This window comes from Enterobacter sp. Ap-867 (genome assembly GCF_011752855.1).
GTDB lineage: Bacteria > Pseudomonadota > Gammaproteobacteria > Enterobacterales > Enterobacteriaceae > Cedecea.
In genome coordinates this window covers 186,045-199,359 of sequence record NZ_VWWS01000001.1, presented here as the reverse complement: position 1 = coordinate 199,359, position 13,315 = coordinate 186,045, and the positions used below count along the sequence as shown (strand labels likewise).

The 13,315-nt window shown below is 55.3% G+C and carries 11 protein-coding genes; 5 read left to right on the top strand and 6 right to left on the bottom strand.

All coding sequences use genetic code 11. From position 1 onward, the window contains the following. The first annotated feature begins 90 nt into the window (after positions 1-90). Both F3J26_RS00920 and ybaK read left to right on the top strand, forming a co-directional pair. Complete coding sequence (locus F3J26_RS00920; RefSeq protein ID WP_166990622.1) at positions 91-891, top strand: TraB/GumN family protein; 801 nt, start codon at positions 91-93, stop codon at positions 889-891. Positions 892-1,099: 208 nt separating this feature from the next. Continuing rightward, positions 1,100-1,579: a Cys-tRNA(Pro)/Cys-tRNA(Cys) deacylase YbaK gene (ybaK, locus tag F3J26_RS00915; RefSeq protein WP_008460244.1), complete on the top strand. Its 480-nt coding sequence runs from the start codon at positions 1,100-1,102 to the stop codon at positions 1,577-1,579. Positions 1,580-1,582: 3 nt separating this feature from the next. Here ybaK and ushA read toward each other — a convergent pair whose 3' ends face one another. Then, complete coding sequence (gene ushA / locus F3J26_RS00910) at positions 1,583-3,235, bottom strand: bifunctional UDP-sugar hydrolase/5'-nucleotidase UshA (RefSeq protein ID WP_166990619.1); 1,653 nt, start codon at positions 3,233-3,235, stop codon at positions 1,583-1,585. Positions 3,236-3,423: 188 nt separating this feature from the next. Here ushA and F3J26_RS00905 point away from each other — a divergent pair, with 188 nt between their 5' ends. Continuing rightward, positions 3,424-4,641 (top strand): MFS transporter, encoded by a 1,218-nt coding sequence (locus F3J26_RS00905; RefSeq protein ID WP_166990616.1) that lies wholly within the window; start codon positions 3,424-3,426, stop codon positions 4,639-4,641. A 217-nt stretch (positions 4,642-4,858) separates the two neighbouring features. Then, positions 4,859-6,535 (top strand): YbaL family putative K(+) efflux transporter, encoded by a 1,677-nt coding sequence (gene ybaL / locus F3J26_RS00900; RefSeq protein WP_008460247.1) that lies wholly within the window; start codon positions 4,859-4,861, stop codon positions 6,533-6,535. A 71-nt stretch (positions 6,536-6,606) separates the two neighbouring features. Here the strand turns inward: ybaL and F3J26_RS00895 are convergent, their stop codons facing one another. The 3 genes from F3J26_RS00895 to adk form a co-directional block, all read right to left on the bottom strand. Next, complete coding sequence (locus F3J26_RS00895; RefSeq protein WP_008460248.1) at positions 6,607-7,911, bottom strand: inosine/guanosine kinase; 1,305 nt, start codon at positions 7,909-7,911, stop codon at positions 6,607-6,609. Between the two features lie 60 nt (positions 7,912-7,971). Then, positions 7,972-8,937 carry a ferrochelatase gene (gene hemH / locus F3J26_RS00890; protein WP_008460250.1) on the bottom strand — a complete coding sequence of 322 codons (966 nt, stop codon included), beginning with the start codon at positions 8,935-8,937 and terminating at the stop codon, positions 7,972-7,974. A 133-nt stretch (positions 8,938-9,070) separates the two neighbouring features. After that, on the bottom strand, positions 9,071-9,715 hold the full coding sequence (gene adk, locus F3J26_RS00885) for an adenylate kinase (RefSeq protein WP_008460251.1): 645 nt from the start codon (positions 9,713-9,715) through the stop codon (positions 9,071-9,073). 401 nt (positions 9,716-10,116) lie between these two features. Between adk and F3J26_RS00880 the strand changes: the two genes are divergently transcribed. Beyond that, on the top strand, positions 10,117-10,467 hold the full coding sequence (locus F3J26_RS00880; RefSeq protein ID WP_008460252.1) for a hypothetical protein: 351 nt from the start codon (positions 10,117-10,119) through the stop codon (positions 10,465-10,467). Positions 10,468-10,621: 154 nt separating this feature from the next. On the opposite strand, the gene htpG is transcribed toward F3J26_RS00880, so the two are convergent. Both htpG and recR read right to left on the bottom strand, forming a co-directional pair. Continuing rightward, positions 10,622-12,496, bottom strand: a complete 1,875-nt coding sequence (gene htpG, locus F3J26_RS00875) for a molecular chaperone HtpG (protein WP_008460253.1) — start codon at positions 12,494-12,496, stop codon at positions 10,622-10,624. Positions 12,497-12,606: 110 nt separating this feature from the next. Further along, positions 12,607-13,212, bottom strand: a complete 606-nt coding sequence (gene recR, locus F3J26_RS00870; RefSeq protein WP_008460255.1) for a recombination mediator RecR — start codon at positions 13,210-13,212, stop codon at positions 12,607-12,609. Positions 13,213-13,315: the final 103 nt, after the last annotated feature.

The window sequence follows — 13,315 nt, the reverse complement described above, 5'->3', positions numbered from 1 at the left end:
TCCCTTCTCCTTTTGAGCGGAAGGCCGACTTTTTCCTTTCCCCTTCCAGCCCAGGGCGTTAGCATGGCTTTTTAGCCAGGGAATCGCGATATGGGTTTGTTCCAACGTCTTAGCGCACTGCTTTCCAGCCTGACAGCCTCTACTTATCCCTGGCCTGCCCTTGATATCACGCTCCCCGGCAAGCGCCATTTGCACCTCGTGGGCAGCATTCATATGGGTACCCGGGACATGGCTCCGCTTTCCTCACGCCTGGTGGACAAACTTCGCGCGGCAGATGCGCTGATCGTCGAGGCAGATATCCGCTCTGCCGATTCGCCGTTCAGCGAAATAGTGGAGGACATCGACCTGGAGGCTCGTCTGGCTCCAGACGATTACCAGCAGGTGCTAGGCCTGTGCAGCGAGTTAGGTATTTCACTGAGCAGCATTGAGCACCAGCCCGCCTGGCAGGTGGCACTGATTTTACAGGCGCATCAGGCACAGCGGCTTGGCCTTCGCCCTGACTACGGCATCGACTATCAGCTGCTGGAAGCTGCACAGCGCTACGGCGTGCCGGTCACCGAGCTTGAAGGCGCGCAAAGCCAGATAGAATTATTGAAGGGGTTGCCTGAAGGTGGGCTGCCGCTGCTGAACGACACGCTGGAGCACTGGCACACCAACGCGCGGCTGCTGCAGATAATGATTGGCTGGTGGCTGGAAACGCCGCCGCAGCAGGGCAATATTGCGCTACCGAACACCTTTGGCGATGCGCTGTATGACGTGTTGATGCATCAGCGAAACCGCCAGTGGCAGGCGTTTCTGCAACAGCTGCCCGCCGGGCGCTATGTGGTTGCGGTCGGCGCGTTGCACCTTTACGGCGAAGGTAACCTGCCAGAAATGCTGAAAAAAGGATAAAAAAATGGCCAATATTTCTATTGGCCCGTCAAAGAGGAATTTCATTTATTATTCTGTTTATCCCGGCTGCCGAAGCAACCGAAGCTGAATTGTCGCTTAATGTGATGGTTTACGCCATCACTATTATGTAGCGCTATATTACTCGTCAAGTATATCACTATGATTACTATTTTGTGCGTTTTCAAAACAACGAATAAAGAAGGAAACCATGACTCCCGCGGTAAAACTCCTCGAAAAGAACAAAATCAGCTTTCAAATTCATGCCTATGAGCACGATCCGCTGGAAACCAACTTTGGTGACGAAGTGGTCCGTAAGCTGGGGCTAAATGCCGACCAGGTCTATAAAACGCTGCTGGTGGCGCTGAATGGCGACATGAAACACCTCGCCGTGGCGGTGACGCCGGTTGCCGGGCAGCTTGATCTGAAAAAGGTCGCTAAGGCGCTGGGCGTGAAGAAGGTTGAAATGGCGGACCCGATGGTCGCGCAGCGAATCACCGGTTATCTGGTGGGCGGCATTAGCCCGCTGGGGCAGAAAAAACGCCTGCCAACGGTGATTGATGCTCCGGCACAGGAGTTTGCCAGCATCTACATTTCCGGCGGCAAGCGCGGGCTGGATATCGAACTCGCGGCAAGCGATCTGGCGAAACTGCTGGATGCCAGCTTCGCCGATATCGCCCGCCGCGATTAACGCTTAGTTCCAGCTTACCTCGCCCTTAGGTTGGTAAGCATTTACGTCCAGCGGGGAGTTCTGTTCGATGTACTGCTTCAGGACTTCCGCATCGACAAACCCGGTGTTGACGTAGCCCGGCTTTTTATCGATTTCCGGGTAACCATCGCCGCCGGTGCCGTTGAAGCTCAGCGTGGCCATGCGGTAAGTTTTGGCCGGATCAATCGGCTGGTCTTTGATTTTCAGGTTACTCAGCTTGCCGCCGGTTGAGGTGAAGCTGACGTTAGAGAACTGCGGGTAAGCGCCGGAGTCCGGCGTTTTCTGCGCCACCGCCGTCAGGTATTCCTCAACGTCTTTGCCGTTCATGTCGATATAAACCACGTTGTTGCCGAACGGCTGCACCTTGAGCACATCTTTATAGGTAATGTTCCCGGCTTCGATAGAATCGCGCACGCCGCCGCCGCTCATCACCGCAAAATCCGCGCTGGTTCGGGCCATTTGTGCCGCCAGCAATACGCGCGCCAGGTTGGTCTGCACAAAGCGCACTTTGCTGCGGTCCCCTTCCAGATGCCCGTTCACGCTGCCTACTTTCACCTTCAGCGCGGCCTGGCCTTTGTTCTGGAACGGCGTCAGCAGGGAAAGCATCTGCTGGCTTTCGGCGATTTCAGGCGTGTAAAGTACGCGCTCACTTTGCCCGTTGTCGTAGGTGATTTTCTTTTTCAGGTTGATGGGGATCAGCTGATAGTGCACCAGCTTCATCTCGCCGTTGCGGAACTCAAAATCTGCCCGCCCGACGTATTTCCCCCACTCATGCGCCTGCACAATCCAGGTGCCATTTTGCCTGTCCGGCGCGCACGGTGTGCCCGGCACATAATCTTTCTGCTTCTGGTTTTCCTGCGCCATGCAGACCGGATCCTGTGAGTGACCACCCACAATCATCGTCAGCGCGCCTTCCGGCAGGCTTCTTGCCATTTCGACATCGCCCGGCGCATTCGAGCCGTGGTTGCCGTTATCATAGTGGCCCATGTGGGTTGCGGCGATGATCACGTCCGGTTTTTCGGTGCCCTGTAGCTCCTGGATCACCAGTTTGGCTTCCTCCGCAGGTTTGCGGAATTCGATGTCGGTGAAGTATTCCGGATTGCCAATTTTGGCCGTATCGTCGGTGGTCAGGCCGATAACCGCCACCTTAATGCCCTGAGGTTTGAAAATCGCATAAGGCTTAAACAGGCGCTCGCCGGTACTTTTTTGATAAATGTTGGCGGACAGCAGCGGGAACTTCGCCCATTTTTCCTGCTGGCGCAGCACGGATAAGGGGTTGTCGAATTCGTGGTTGCCGACGGCCATGGCGTCATAGCCAATCAGGCTCATGCCGCGAAAATCGGGTTCAGCATCCTGCAGGTCTGATTCCGGCACGCCGGTGTTGATATCCCCGCCGGACAACAGCAGCACGCTGCCACCTTCCGCCGCGACTTCTTTACGCACGCTGTCTACCAGCGTTTTTTGCGCTGCCAGCCCGTATTCTCCATACTCATTCCGCCAGAAGTGACCATGGTGGTCGTTAGTATGAAGAATGGTAATTTTATAGGTCTTGTCTTTTTCCCAGGCCAGCGCTGAAGCGCTGGTTAAACTCAATGCCACCAGCAGCGCCGTGGTTATTGTTTTCGCAGCAAACCGCATTGCAAATCTCCATGTCAAAATGTAACTGCGCAGAAATAACAGATAGCGTTCAGGATAGACAGCTATCTTTTCCGAAATGCGACTTTCTTCAAATCCCCCGTGCGAGTATGTTAGCAGGGTAAGAATTTCTTCCGGGCGATCTCCTGCGCCGCCCGCTCTAAAAACAATAACCGTTCGTACAGGTAATTATGGCAAGCTCTCAAACCCTCACCCAGCCGGGTACGCCCCCGGAGCAAAAAAAAGCGCGCACCGCATTTGGGATCCTTGGCGCTATAAGCCTCTCCCACCTGCTTAACGACATGATTCAGTCGCTGATTCTGGCTATTTACCCGCTGCTACAGGCCGAGTTCTCCCTAAGCTTTATGCAAATCGGGATGATCACCCTGACCTTCCAGCTCTCTTCATCGCTGCTGCAGCCGCTGGTGGGCTACTACACAGACAAATACCCGATGCCGTGGTCATTGCCGATCGGCATGTGCTTTACCCTTTGCGGGCTGGTGCTGCTGGCGCTGGCGGGCAGCTTCCCGGCCGTTCTGGTCGCCGCGGCGCTGGTAGGCACAGGCTCTTCGGTATTCCATCCTGAGTCCTCACGCGTGGCACGTATGGCGTCCGGTGGCCGTCACGGGCTTGCGCAGTCGCTCTTCCAGGTCGGAGGCAACTTCGGCAGCTCCCTCGGGCCATTGCTGGCGGCTATTATTATCGCGCCTTACGGCAAAGGTAACGTGGCGTGGTTCGTGCTCGCTGCTCTGCTGGCTATCGTGGTTCTGCTGCAAATCAGCCGCTGGTACGCCGCTCAGCATAAAATCGCCAAAAGCCGCCCTCCCGTGCCGGTGGTCAACCCGCTGCCACGCAACAAAGTGATTCTGGCGGTCTCGATTTTGCTGCTGCTGATCTTCTCTAAATACTTTTATATGGCGAGCATCAGCAGCTACTTCACTTTCTACCTGATGCAAAAATTCGGATTATCCGTACAAAATGCCCAGATTCACCTGTTCGCATTCCTGTTTGCCGTCGCGGCAGGCACGGTGATTGGTGGCCCCGTGGGGGATAAAATTGGCAGAAAATACGTAATTTGGGGCTCTATCCTCGGCGTCGCGCCATTTACCCTTGTTTTACCCTACGCATCACTTTACTGGACGGGCGTCCTGACGGTGATCATTGGCTTTATTTTGGCCTCCGCTTTCTCGGCCATCCTGGTGTATGCTCAGGAGCTGCTTCCTGGCCGTATCGGTATGGTTTCCGGGCTCTTTTTCGGATTTGCCTTTGGGATGGGCGGCCTGGGTGCAGCCGTACTCGGGTTAATTGCTGACCACACCAGCATCGAGTTGGTCTACAAAATATGTGCCTTCTTGCCGTTACTCGGCATTATGACAATATTCCTGCCCGATAATCGCCACAAAGCGTAGATTTTAGCGGCCAAAGTATTGCTTTGGCCGCATCCTGTCTCCATACCCTTCTGGCAGTCGCCTCAGATAACTGAGTTAAATGCTACTCAGAGCCTATTTTTTATCGAAATGCGCTTTTTATTCAAAATTCAACAATTATTCATAAACGCCGATAAAGAATTTGTCATAAACTGTGTAACAGAACGTTTTGGAACATCGGCCAACCAAAGGAGACGGAATGCATCACGCCACACCGCTTATCACCACCATTGTTGGTGGTCTCGTGCTCGCTTTTTTACTGGGTATGCTGGCTAACAAGCTGCGCATATCTCCGCTGGTGGGCTATTTATTAGCTGGTGTGCTGGCGGGACCTTTTACCCCTGGTTTTGTTGCTGATACCAAACTTGCCCCTGAGCTGGCGGAGTTAGGCGTGATTCTGCTGATGTTCGGCGTCGGGCTGCATTTTTCATTGAAGGATTTGATGGCGGTAAAGGCCATCGCCATCCCCGGCGCCATCGCGCAAATAGGCGTCGCGACGCTGCTGGGCATGGCGCTTTCCTGGCTGATGGGCTGGTCGGTGATGACCGGTATCGTCTTTGGGCTTTGTTTATCGACGGCAAGTACCGTCGTGCTGCTGCGCGCGCTTGAAGAAAGGCAGCTAATTGATACTCAGCGAGGGCAAATAGCCATTGGCTGGCTGATTGTTGAAGATCTGGTGATGGTGCTGACTCTGGTGCTGCTGCCAGCCGTCGCCGGTATGATGGAAAAAGGCAACGTTGGGCTGGTTTCCCTGAGCCTGGATATGGCTATCACCATCGGGAAGGTCGCGGCGTTTATCGCCCTGATGATGCTGGTTGGCCGCCGCCTTGTGCCGTGGATTCTGGCTCGCAGCGCAGCGACAGGTTCCCGCGAGCTGTTTACCCTTTCCGTGCTGGCGCTGGCCCTGGGCATCGCATTCGGCGCGGTTGAATTGTTTGATGTCTCCTTTGCGCTGGGTGCCTTCTTTGCCGGTATGGTGCTGAATGAGTCAGAGCTAAGCCACCGCGCGGCACACGACACCCTGCCGCTGCGCGATGCGTTTGCGGTGTTGTTCTTTGTTTCCGTCGGCATGCTGTTTGATCCGCTGATCCTGATTCAGGAACCGCTGGCGGTACTGGGCACGCTGGCCATCATCATCTTCGGTAAATCCCTGGCGGCATTCCTGCTGGTGCGCATGTTTGGTCACTCCCAGCGGACCGCGCTGACCATCGCCACCAGCCTCGCGCAGATCGGTGAGTTCGCCTTTATTCTGGCCGGCCTCGGCATGGCGCTGAACCTGTTACCACAAACGGGGCAAAATTTGGTGCTGGCTGGCGCAATTCTGTCGATTATGCTGAACCCAATTCTGTTTGCCGTGCTTGAGCGCTACCTCGAGAAAACCGAAACGCTGGACGAGCAAACCCTGGAAGAAGCCATCGAGGAAGAGAAACAAATCCCGGTGGATATCTGCAACCACGCTCTGCTGGTGGGCTATGGCCGCGTCGGTAGCCTGCTTGGCGAGAAGCTTATTGCCGAAGGTGTGCCATTGGTGGTGATCGAAACCTCCCGCAGCCGAGTGGATGAGCTGCGCGAACGCGGGATCCGCGCCGTGCTGGGCAATGCTGCTAACGAAGAGATCATGAGTCTGGCCCATCTGGACTGCGCCCGCTGGCTGCTGCTGACCATTCCTAACGGCTACGAAGCCGGTGAAATCGTCGCGACGGCCAGAGCAAAATGCCCGGATATCGAAATCATCGCCCGCGCACATTACGACGACGAAGTGGATTACATCACCGAGCGTGGCGCTAATCAGGTTGTGATGGGAGAAAGGGAGATTGCCAATACCATGCTTGGGCTGCTGGTGCCGCCGGTCACACAGGAAGCGGTGACGGGTTAATTCTCTTTTAGGGCAGGTCTGACACCTGCCCACGCCGAAAAAAGCTGAGCCTTCAGGCTCAGCTTTTCAGCTTAACGTTCCCAGTAAGACTCTTCGAGGCTGTCTTCCCGCTCAGGCAGGCCGCGCGTCAGGCGCGGAGAATGCTGGTTCAGAACCTGATAGCTCACGCGGTTGGCGTATTTGCATACCTGGGCCAGCGAGGAATAAGTCAGCCAGGTCAGCTTGTGTTTGCTGGAATTCGGCACGTTACTGCGGTGGTAATTGTTCGCGGTGATATCGTGCAACAGCGCCGCAAGCGCCCCGTCTCCCGCGCCGTTGGTGTTCATGATCTTCTCCGGGCCGCCCATATATGGCGCGATGTGGGAGTAGATTCGCAGCGGCTCAGCGCAGTCTTTCAGGCGCATCGCGCGGCTAAATTCGAACTGGTTAAATTCGGCAATCGCACCAGGCAGAAGTGGGTGCTGGGTTTTACGCTTCGCGGTCTCTTCGGTATAACCCGCCATATAAAGGCCTACCGGCCCGGCGGTGCAAAGCACCAGGTCAACCCAGTCCAGCGCCTTGTCGGCGGCCAGCAGCGGATCGCTTTCACCGGTTAGCGCTTCACCCTCTTCTTCGTTCATCGCCAGGATCGAAACGTGCTCGCTCAGGAAAGCCTGCCACCAGGTCGGGTTTTCGGCAATCACGTATTTGGTGCCCAGAGTCAGTACCACCGGCACGTTGTGTTTCTTCGCCCAGGCAATCGCCTGCATGGTGGCCTCCGGCATCGGCTCGCCCGGCTTGCAGCGCACCAGATAAGAGGTCAGCACCAGCGCGGATGCCCCGGCAATCACTTCTTCCGGAATGCTATCCGCACGTAGCTGGTTCATGTGGCCCGGGCTAATAGCAAAGGTACGCTCGCCCTGGTCGCCAATCAGCGTAAAGCAGCGGCCAATCGGGCCATCAACGCCCTGCAAATAGTTAAGGTCGGTCCGGCTGGAGGTATTGCAGAGGTAGCGGTAAGCGTAGCTACCGATCTCGACATTGCGGCACATTACGCCGAGCAGCACCGAGCGGTCATCGGCCAGCACCGAGTAATTGTGCATGGTATTGCCGATGGTGCCTCCGGCAAACTGGTGGGTAATCAGGTTGTTGTCGACCAGCTCTTTGTAGAGCGCGTCGGCCACATCATCCTCAATCACCAGAGAGTGGCCAAAACTCAGCCCGTAGCGCTGTACAAACTCATCGTCCACTTTGGCTTCAATGTCGACCAGCGTTTGGTCGATGCCGACCACCCAGGAAGAGCCGCTTTCTGCTTCAGGCTGAGTTTGCTGTAAGAGCGGGTCGCGGGCACTGACGGGGAAGTAGTGTTTGGATTTGCGTTTACCGGGAAATTTCATGGTGTCGTTACGGGGCTGGATAATAAGGCGGGGAATAGTAGCATTCCCCGCCTCAGGTTTCTATTTGCGATACCGCTCCACCAGATTCATCATCATCGCGATATGGGCCGGATCGTCATTCAGCGCCGGAATGTACTCGTATTTCGTCCCGCCCGCCTCGATAAACACTTCCCGGTTCTGGACCGCCATCTCTTCCAGCGTTTCCAGGCAGTCAGCGGAGAAGCCCGGGCACATCACCTGAATATGCTTCACGCCCTTTTCGGCCAGCATTTTCAACGTTTCGTCGGTGTACGGCATCAGCCAGGGTTCGCGGCCAAAGCGGGACTGGTAGGTCATCATCACTTTTTCCGGCGGCAGCTCAAGGGCGCTCAGCAGTTCGCGGGTGGTGTCGCGGCAGCGCTGCGGGTAATCATCGCCTTCATTCGCGTAGCGCTGCGGAATACCGTGATAGGAAAGCAGCAGCACGTCCGGTTCACCGTGTTCGGCAAAAGAGCGTTTGACCGAGGCCGCCAGCGCGTTGATGTAAGCCGGCTCTGTCGCGTAGTCGCGAATCAGGGAAATAGAAGGCAGACTGCGGTAATCGGCGAAGATCCGCCCCAGCTCGTCCCATACCGCCGCCACGGTTGAGCAGGAAAACTGCGGATAAAGCGGCAGCACCACAATGTGCGTCACGTTCTGCGCCAGGAGGTCGTCCACGGCGCTTTTGAGCGACGGTTCGCCGTAGCTCATCCCCAGCGCAACCGGCGTGTCCGGCAGCTGCTGCGCCAGCGCTTTTTCCTGCCGACGGCTGTATACCATCAAGGGCGAGCCCTCTTCCATCCAGATGGACTGATAGAGTTTGGCGACACGCGGTGAACGGATCGGCAGAATGACGCCGCGCAGCAGCGGCCACCAAAGCAGGCGGGGCGTATCTACCACGCGCTTATCGCTGAGGAACTGACGAAGATAGCGGTTGACCGCCGCCGGTGTCGGGGCGCTCGGCGTACCAAGGTTAGCCAGTAAGATGCCAATTTTTTCCTGATTCATTCCCACCCCTTATCTGTAAATTGCCGTCAATTGTAACGTAAAAGAGCGAAACGAGAACCGATTACAGTGAAAGGGAAAATAGGGGCAAAAAAATACCAGGGCATGCCCTGGTATTTTTTGCCGCTGCGGGAAATTATCCGAGGATTTTTTCCAGTTCAGCGCGCACGTCAGCCACGGCCTGGGTGCCGTCAACTTTAGCGTATTGGGTGTTACCCGCCTGCGCTTCTTTAGAGTAGTAGCCGATCAGCGGCGCGGTCATCTGATGGTATTCCACCAGGCGTTTACGCACGGTTTCTTCCTGATCGTCTTTACGGGTAGTCAGCTCTTCGCCGGTCACGTCGTCTTTACCTTCAACCTTAGGCGGGTTGAATTTAATGTGGTAAACGCGGCCGGAAGCAGCGTGCACGCGGCGACCCACGATGCGGTCAACGATCAGCTCGTCAGGTACGTCGAACTCCAGCACGAAATCAACCTTGATGCCCGCTTCTTTCATGGCGTCTGCCTGCGGGATAGTGCGTGGGAAACCGTCCAGCAGGAAGCCGTTACGGCAGTCTTCCTGCGCAATGCGCTCTTTAACCAGGGCGATAACCAGCTCATCGGTCACCAGTTTGCCAGCATCCATGATGTCTTTGGCCTGTTTACCCAGTTCTGAACCAGATTTAACCGCAGCACGCAGCATATCACCGGTGGAGATTTGCGGAATACCGTATTTCTCCATGATGAACTGAGCCTGAGTCCCTTTACCTGCGCCCGGTGCGCCGAGCAGAATGATACGCATTGCGTAATTCCCCATACATTTAATTATTCAATCGAATTTGAGGCGAAAACCATACCACTAAAGGCGGTATCATCACAAGGAAGGGAGGCGCTCAGGCTGAAGCCCTGGGCCTCGATTTCGCCTGAATCCCGACCGCTTAGCGGCCCTGATGGAAGCCAGAATCGGTTCAGCCAAACAGCATTTTTATTTTTCAGCAGCGGCCTTATCCCTTATCTCATCGGGGGAATAATAAGGTTTTCGCCTGGTAATTTATGAACCGTCAGGCTGGCTGAAAAAGGCCTGCTATATAGATTAGGTTTATGTACAGCAATTATAATGACGGCCAACACAGCCTGCCGACGCTGTTTGGCGTCAGGCTGTTAACCAGGAGATCTATTTTGCTAAAAGGAAGAGCGCCCGCCATGAATAAGCCCTTAATTGCCATTATCTGTTGTTTGCTGCTAAGCGGGTGCACATCTCAGTGGGTAAAAACCCGCAGTAACGCGCAGGAGTACACCAGCGCACGAGGAGACTGTGAAACCCAGTCCCAGCAGGCTTTTCCGGTAAGGAATGAGGTTGCACAACGAACTAAGTACACCACTTACTACGAAGCCTGTACTAAAAAAGATGAGTGTGATGGCGAGAAAACCCGGGCGGTAAAAAAGCCAGAAATTGAAAGCTATGTGATGGACGTGAATAGCGAAAGCCGGGACCGGTTATTTAATCAATGCATGGAACTGAAAGGTTGGGAAAGCAAAATAAAGTGGCTGTAATATCTGAAATTCAACATCCATAGCCCGTATTCCGACAGAAAAATAACCTTACTTTTTAAAGCATGAAATTTTCTGCAGTTACTGTGCCTGAATATTTAAGTGAAAAAAAACCACCTGTCGATACAGGTGGTTGTTGTCAGATAATCAATCCGACTTAAGAAACCAGCAGCTGGTTCATGCGGCGGATGAACTGGTTAGGATCTTCCAGCTGGCCGCGCTCAGCTAACAGCGCCTGGTCAAGCAGCAGCTCAACCCACTCGCTAAACTGCGCGTCATCCTGCGTATCCGCAGCGCGTTTCACCAGCGCATGCTCCGGGTTAAGCTCGAAAATGTACTTAACTTCCGGCACTTCCTGGCCCGCAGCGGCAAACAGTTTCGCCATCTGGGTGCTCATGTCGTTGCTGTCGGTGGTGACGATCGCCGGGGTATCGGTCAGGCGATGCGTCAGACGCACTTCCTTCACACGCTCGCCCAGCAGGGTTTTCACGCGGTCCACGAACGGCTCCAGCGCCTTCTCAGCTTCTTTCGCCTCTTCGGTTTCTTCGTCCGTCAACTTATCCAGTGATTCATCGGTCTTGCTGACTGACTGGAACGCTTTCCCGTCGAACTCGGTCAGGTAGCTCATCATCCACTCGTCGATGCGATCGGAAAGCAGCAGGACTTCGATGCCTTTCTTACGCAGCAGTTCCAGGTGCGGGCTGCTCTTCGCCGCCGCGTAGCTGTCCGCGGTGATGTAGTAGATCTTCTCCTGGCCTTCTTTCATGCGGGAGACATACTCTTCCAGCGACACGGTCTGCGCGGAGGAGTCGTTGTGCGTGGTCGCGAAGCGCAGCAGTTTAGCGATAGCTTCCTGGTTCGCGTTATCTTCCGCCGGGCCTTCTTTCAACACCAGGCCAAAGTTTTTCCAGAAGGTCTGGTATTTCTCAGCATCGTCTTTCGCCAGCTTGTCCAGCATCTGCAGCACACGCTTGGTCAGCGCGCTGCGCAGGTTCTGGGTCACGCGGCTGTCCTGCAGGATTTCACGGGAAACGTTCAGCGGCAGATCGTTAGAATCTATCAGGCCACGCACGAAGCGCAGGTAGTTCGGCATGAACTGCTCGGCATCGTCCATGATAAACACGCGCTGCACGTAGAGTTTCAGCCCGTGTTTGTGGTCACGGTTCCACATATCCCACGGCGCCTGCGCAGGGATGTACAACAGGCTGGTATACTCCTGCTTCCCTTCTACGCGGTTGTGGCTCCAGGCCAGCGGGTCGGTAAAGTCGTGGGCGATGTGCTTGTAGAACTCTTTGTATTCGTCATCGCTAACTTCGGATTTGCTGCGGGTCCACAGCGCCTGAGCTTTGTTGATTTTTTCCCAGCTAACGATGGTCTCACCGTCTTTTTCTTCCTGCTGTTCAATCTCAACCGGCAGAGCGATGTGATCAGAATATTTGCTGATGATGGAGCGAACGCGCCAGTCGTCGAGGAACTCATCTTCGCCTTCACGCAGATGCAGCGTGATTTCGGTACCACGATCGACTTTCTCAATGTCGGCCACGGTGTATTCACCCGCGCCTTCAGACTCCCAGAACACGCCCTGCTCCGCGCTGGCACCGGCGGCGCGAGTGCGAACGGTGACTTTGTCCGCCACGATAAACGCAGAATAGAAGCCTACGCCGAACTGGCCGATAAGCTGGCTGTCTTTCGCCTGGTCAGACCCCATGGACTCGAGGAAAGCCTTGGTGCCGGATTTAGCAATGGTGCCCAGATGATCGATAACTTCATCACGGGTCATGCCGATGCCGTTATCGGCAATAGTCAGGGTACGGTTGTCTTTGTTAAAAGAGACGCGAACGCGCAGTTCACCGTCACCTTCGTAAAGGCTGGCGTCAGACAGGGCGCGGAAGCGCAGCTTGTCTGCCGCATCGGAGGCGTTGGAGATCAGCTCACGCAGGAAGATTTCTTTGTTTGAATAGAGAGAATGGATCATCAGGTGCAGAAGCTGTTTTACCTCTGACTGAAAACCGCGGGTCTCTTGTCCTTTCATGGTCATTGATACCTCAACAAAATCATACGGGATGAAGAAAACGTTGAGGGGGATATGGTAGCGATTTGTGCCTTTTCAAGCTGGAGGAGGCAAAAACCTCCCCCAACCGATTAAAAATTAATCTTATGGCGACCCAGCAGCGAGTGTGAAAGCGTGGTGCCATCCACCATTTCCAGCTCGCCGCCCACCGGCACCCCGTGGGCGATACGGCTGGCTTCAACGCCGTACTGCGCGCACAGCTCGGCAATGTAGTTCGCCGTGGCTTCGCCTTCTACCGTCGGATTAGTGGCAAGAATAACTTCTTTCATCGGCTCGCTGGCAAGGCGCTGCTCAAGGCGATCCAGTCCAATATCGTTTGGGCCAATGCCATCCAGCGGCGAGAGGTGCCCCATTAAGACAAAGTAGCGGCCTGAGAACTGGCCGGTTTGCTCGATGGCGTGAATATCCGCCGGGCTTTCCACCACGCAAATCTGGCCGTTTTCCTGGCGACGTGGATTGGAGCAAATGGAGCAAACTTCCTGCTCGGTAAAGGTACGGCAATCCGCACAGTGGCCAATCTCGGACATGGCGCGGGTCAGCGCCTGAGCCAGACGCATGCCGCCGCTGCGGTCGCGCTGCAACAGGGCAAACGCCATACGCTGGGCGGATTTCGGGCCAACGCCGGGCAGGCAGCGCAGGGATTCCATAAGGGCTGAGAGTAAAGGACTGGTTTGCATCGCTCGGGCTTGTGAGAAAAAAGTGGGCTATAGCCTAACATTAGCCCCGCGGATGGGTATAGGAAAAGATATCCCCCGCACGAAGGCTCGCCGGGGGAAATGT

Excerpts from the sequence above, each read along its gene's own strand:
- recR (WP_008460255.1), bottom strand. The coding sequence starts at position 13,212 with ATGCAAACCAGTCCTTTACTCTCAGCCCTTATGGAATCCCTGCGCTGC.
- F3J26_RS00895 (WP_008460248.1), bottom strand. The coding sequence starts at position 7,911 with ATGAAATTTCCCGGTAAACGCAAATCCAAACACTACTTCCCCGTCAGT.
- adk (WP_008460251.1), bottom strand. The coding sequence starts at position 9,715 with ATGCGTATCATTCTGCTCGGCGCACCGGGCGCAGGTAAAGGGACTCAG.
- F3J26_RS00920 (WP_166990622.1), top strand. The coding sequence starts at position 91 with ATGGGTTTGTTCCAACGTCTTAGCGCACTGCTTTCCAGCCTGACAGCC.
- F3J26_RS00905 (WP_166990616.1), top strand. The coding sequence starts at position 3,424 with ATGGCAAGCTCTCAAACCCTCACCCAGCCGGGTACGCCCCCGGAGCAA.
- htpG (WP_008460253.1), bottom strand. The coding sequence starts at position 12,496 with ATGAAAGGACAAGAGACCCGCGGTTTTCAGTCAGAGGTAAAACAGCTT.
- hemH (WP_008460250.1), bottom strand. The coding sequence starts at position 8,937 with ATGAATCAGGAAAAAATTGGCATCTTACTGGCTAACCTTGGTACGCCG.
- ybaK (WP_008460244.1), top strand. The coding sequence starts at position 1,100 with ATGACTCCCGCGGTAAAACTCCTCGAAAAGAACAAAATCAGCTTTCAA.
- ushA (WP_166990619.1), bottom strand. The coding sequence starts at position 3,235 with ATGCGGTTTGCTGCGAAAACAATAACCACGGCGCTGCTGGTGGCATTG.
- ybaL (WP_008460247.1), top strand. The coding sequence starts at position 4,859 with ATGCATCACGCCACACCGCTTATCACCACCATTGTTGGTGGTCTCGTG.
- F3J26_RS00880 (WP_008460252.1), top strand. The coding sequence starts at position 10,117 with ATGAATAAGCCCTTAATTGCCATTATCTGTTGTTTGCTGCTAAGCGGG.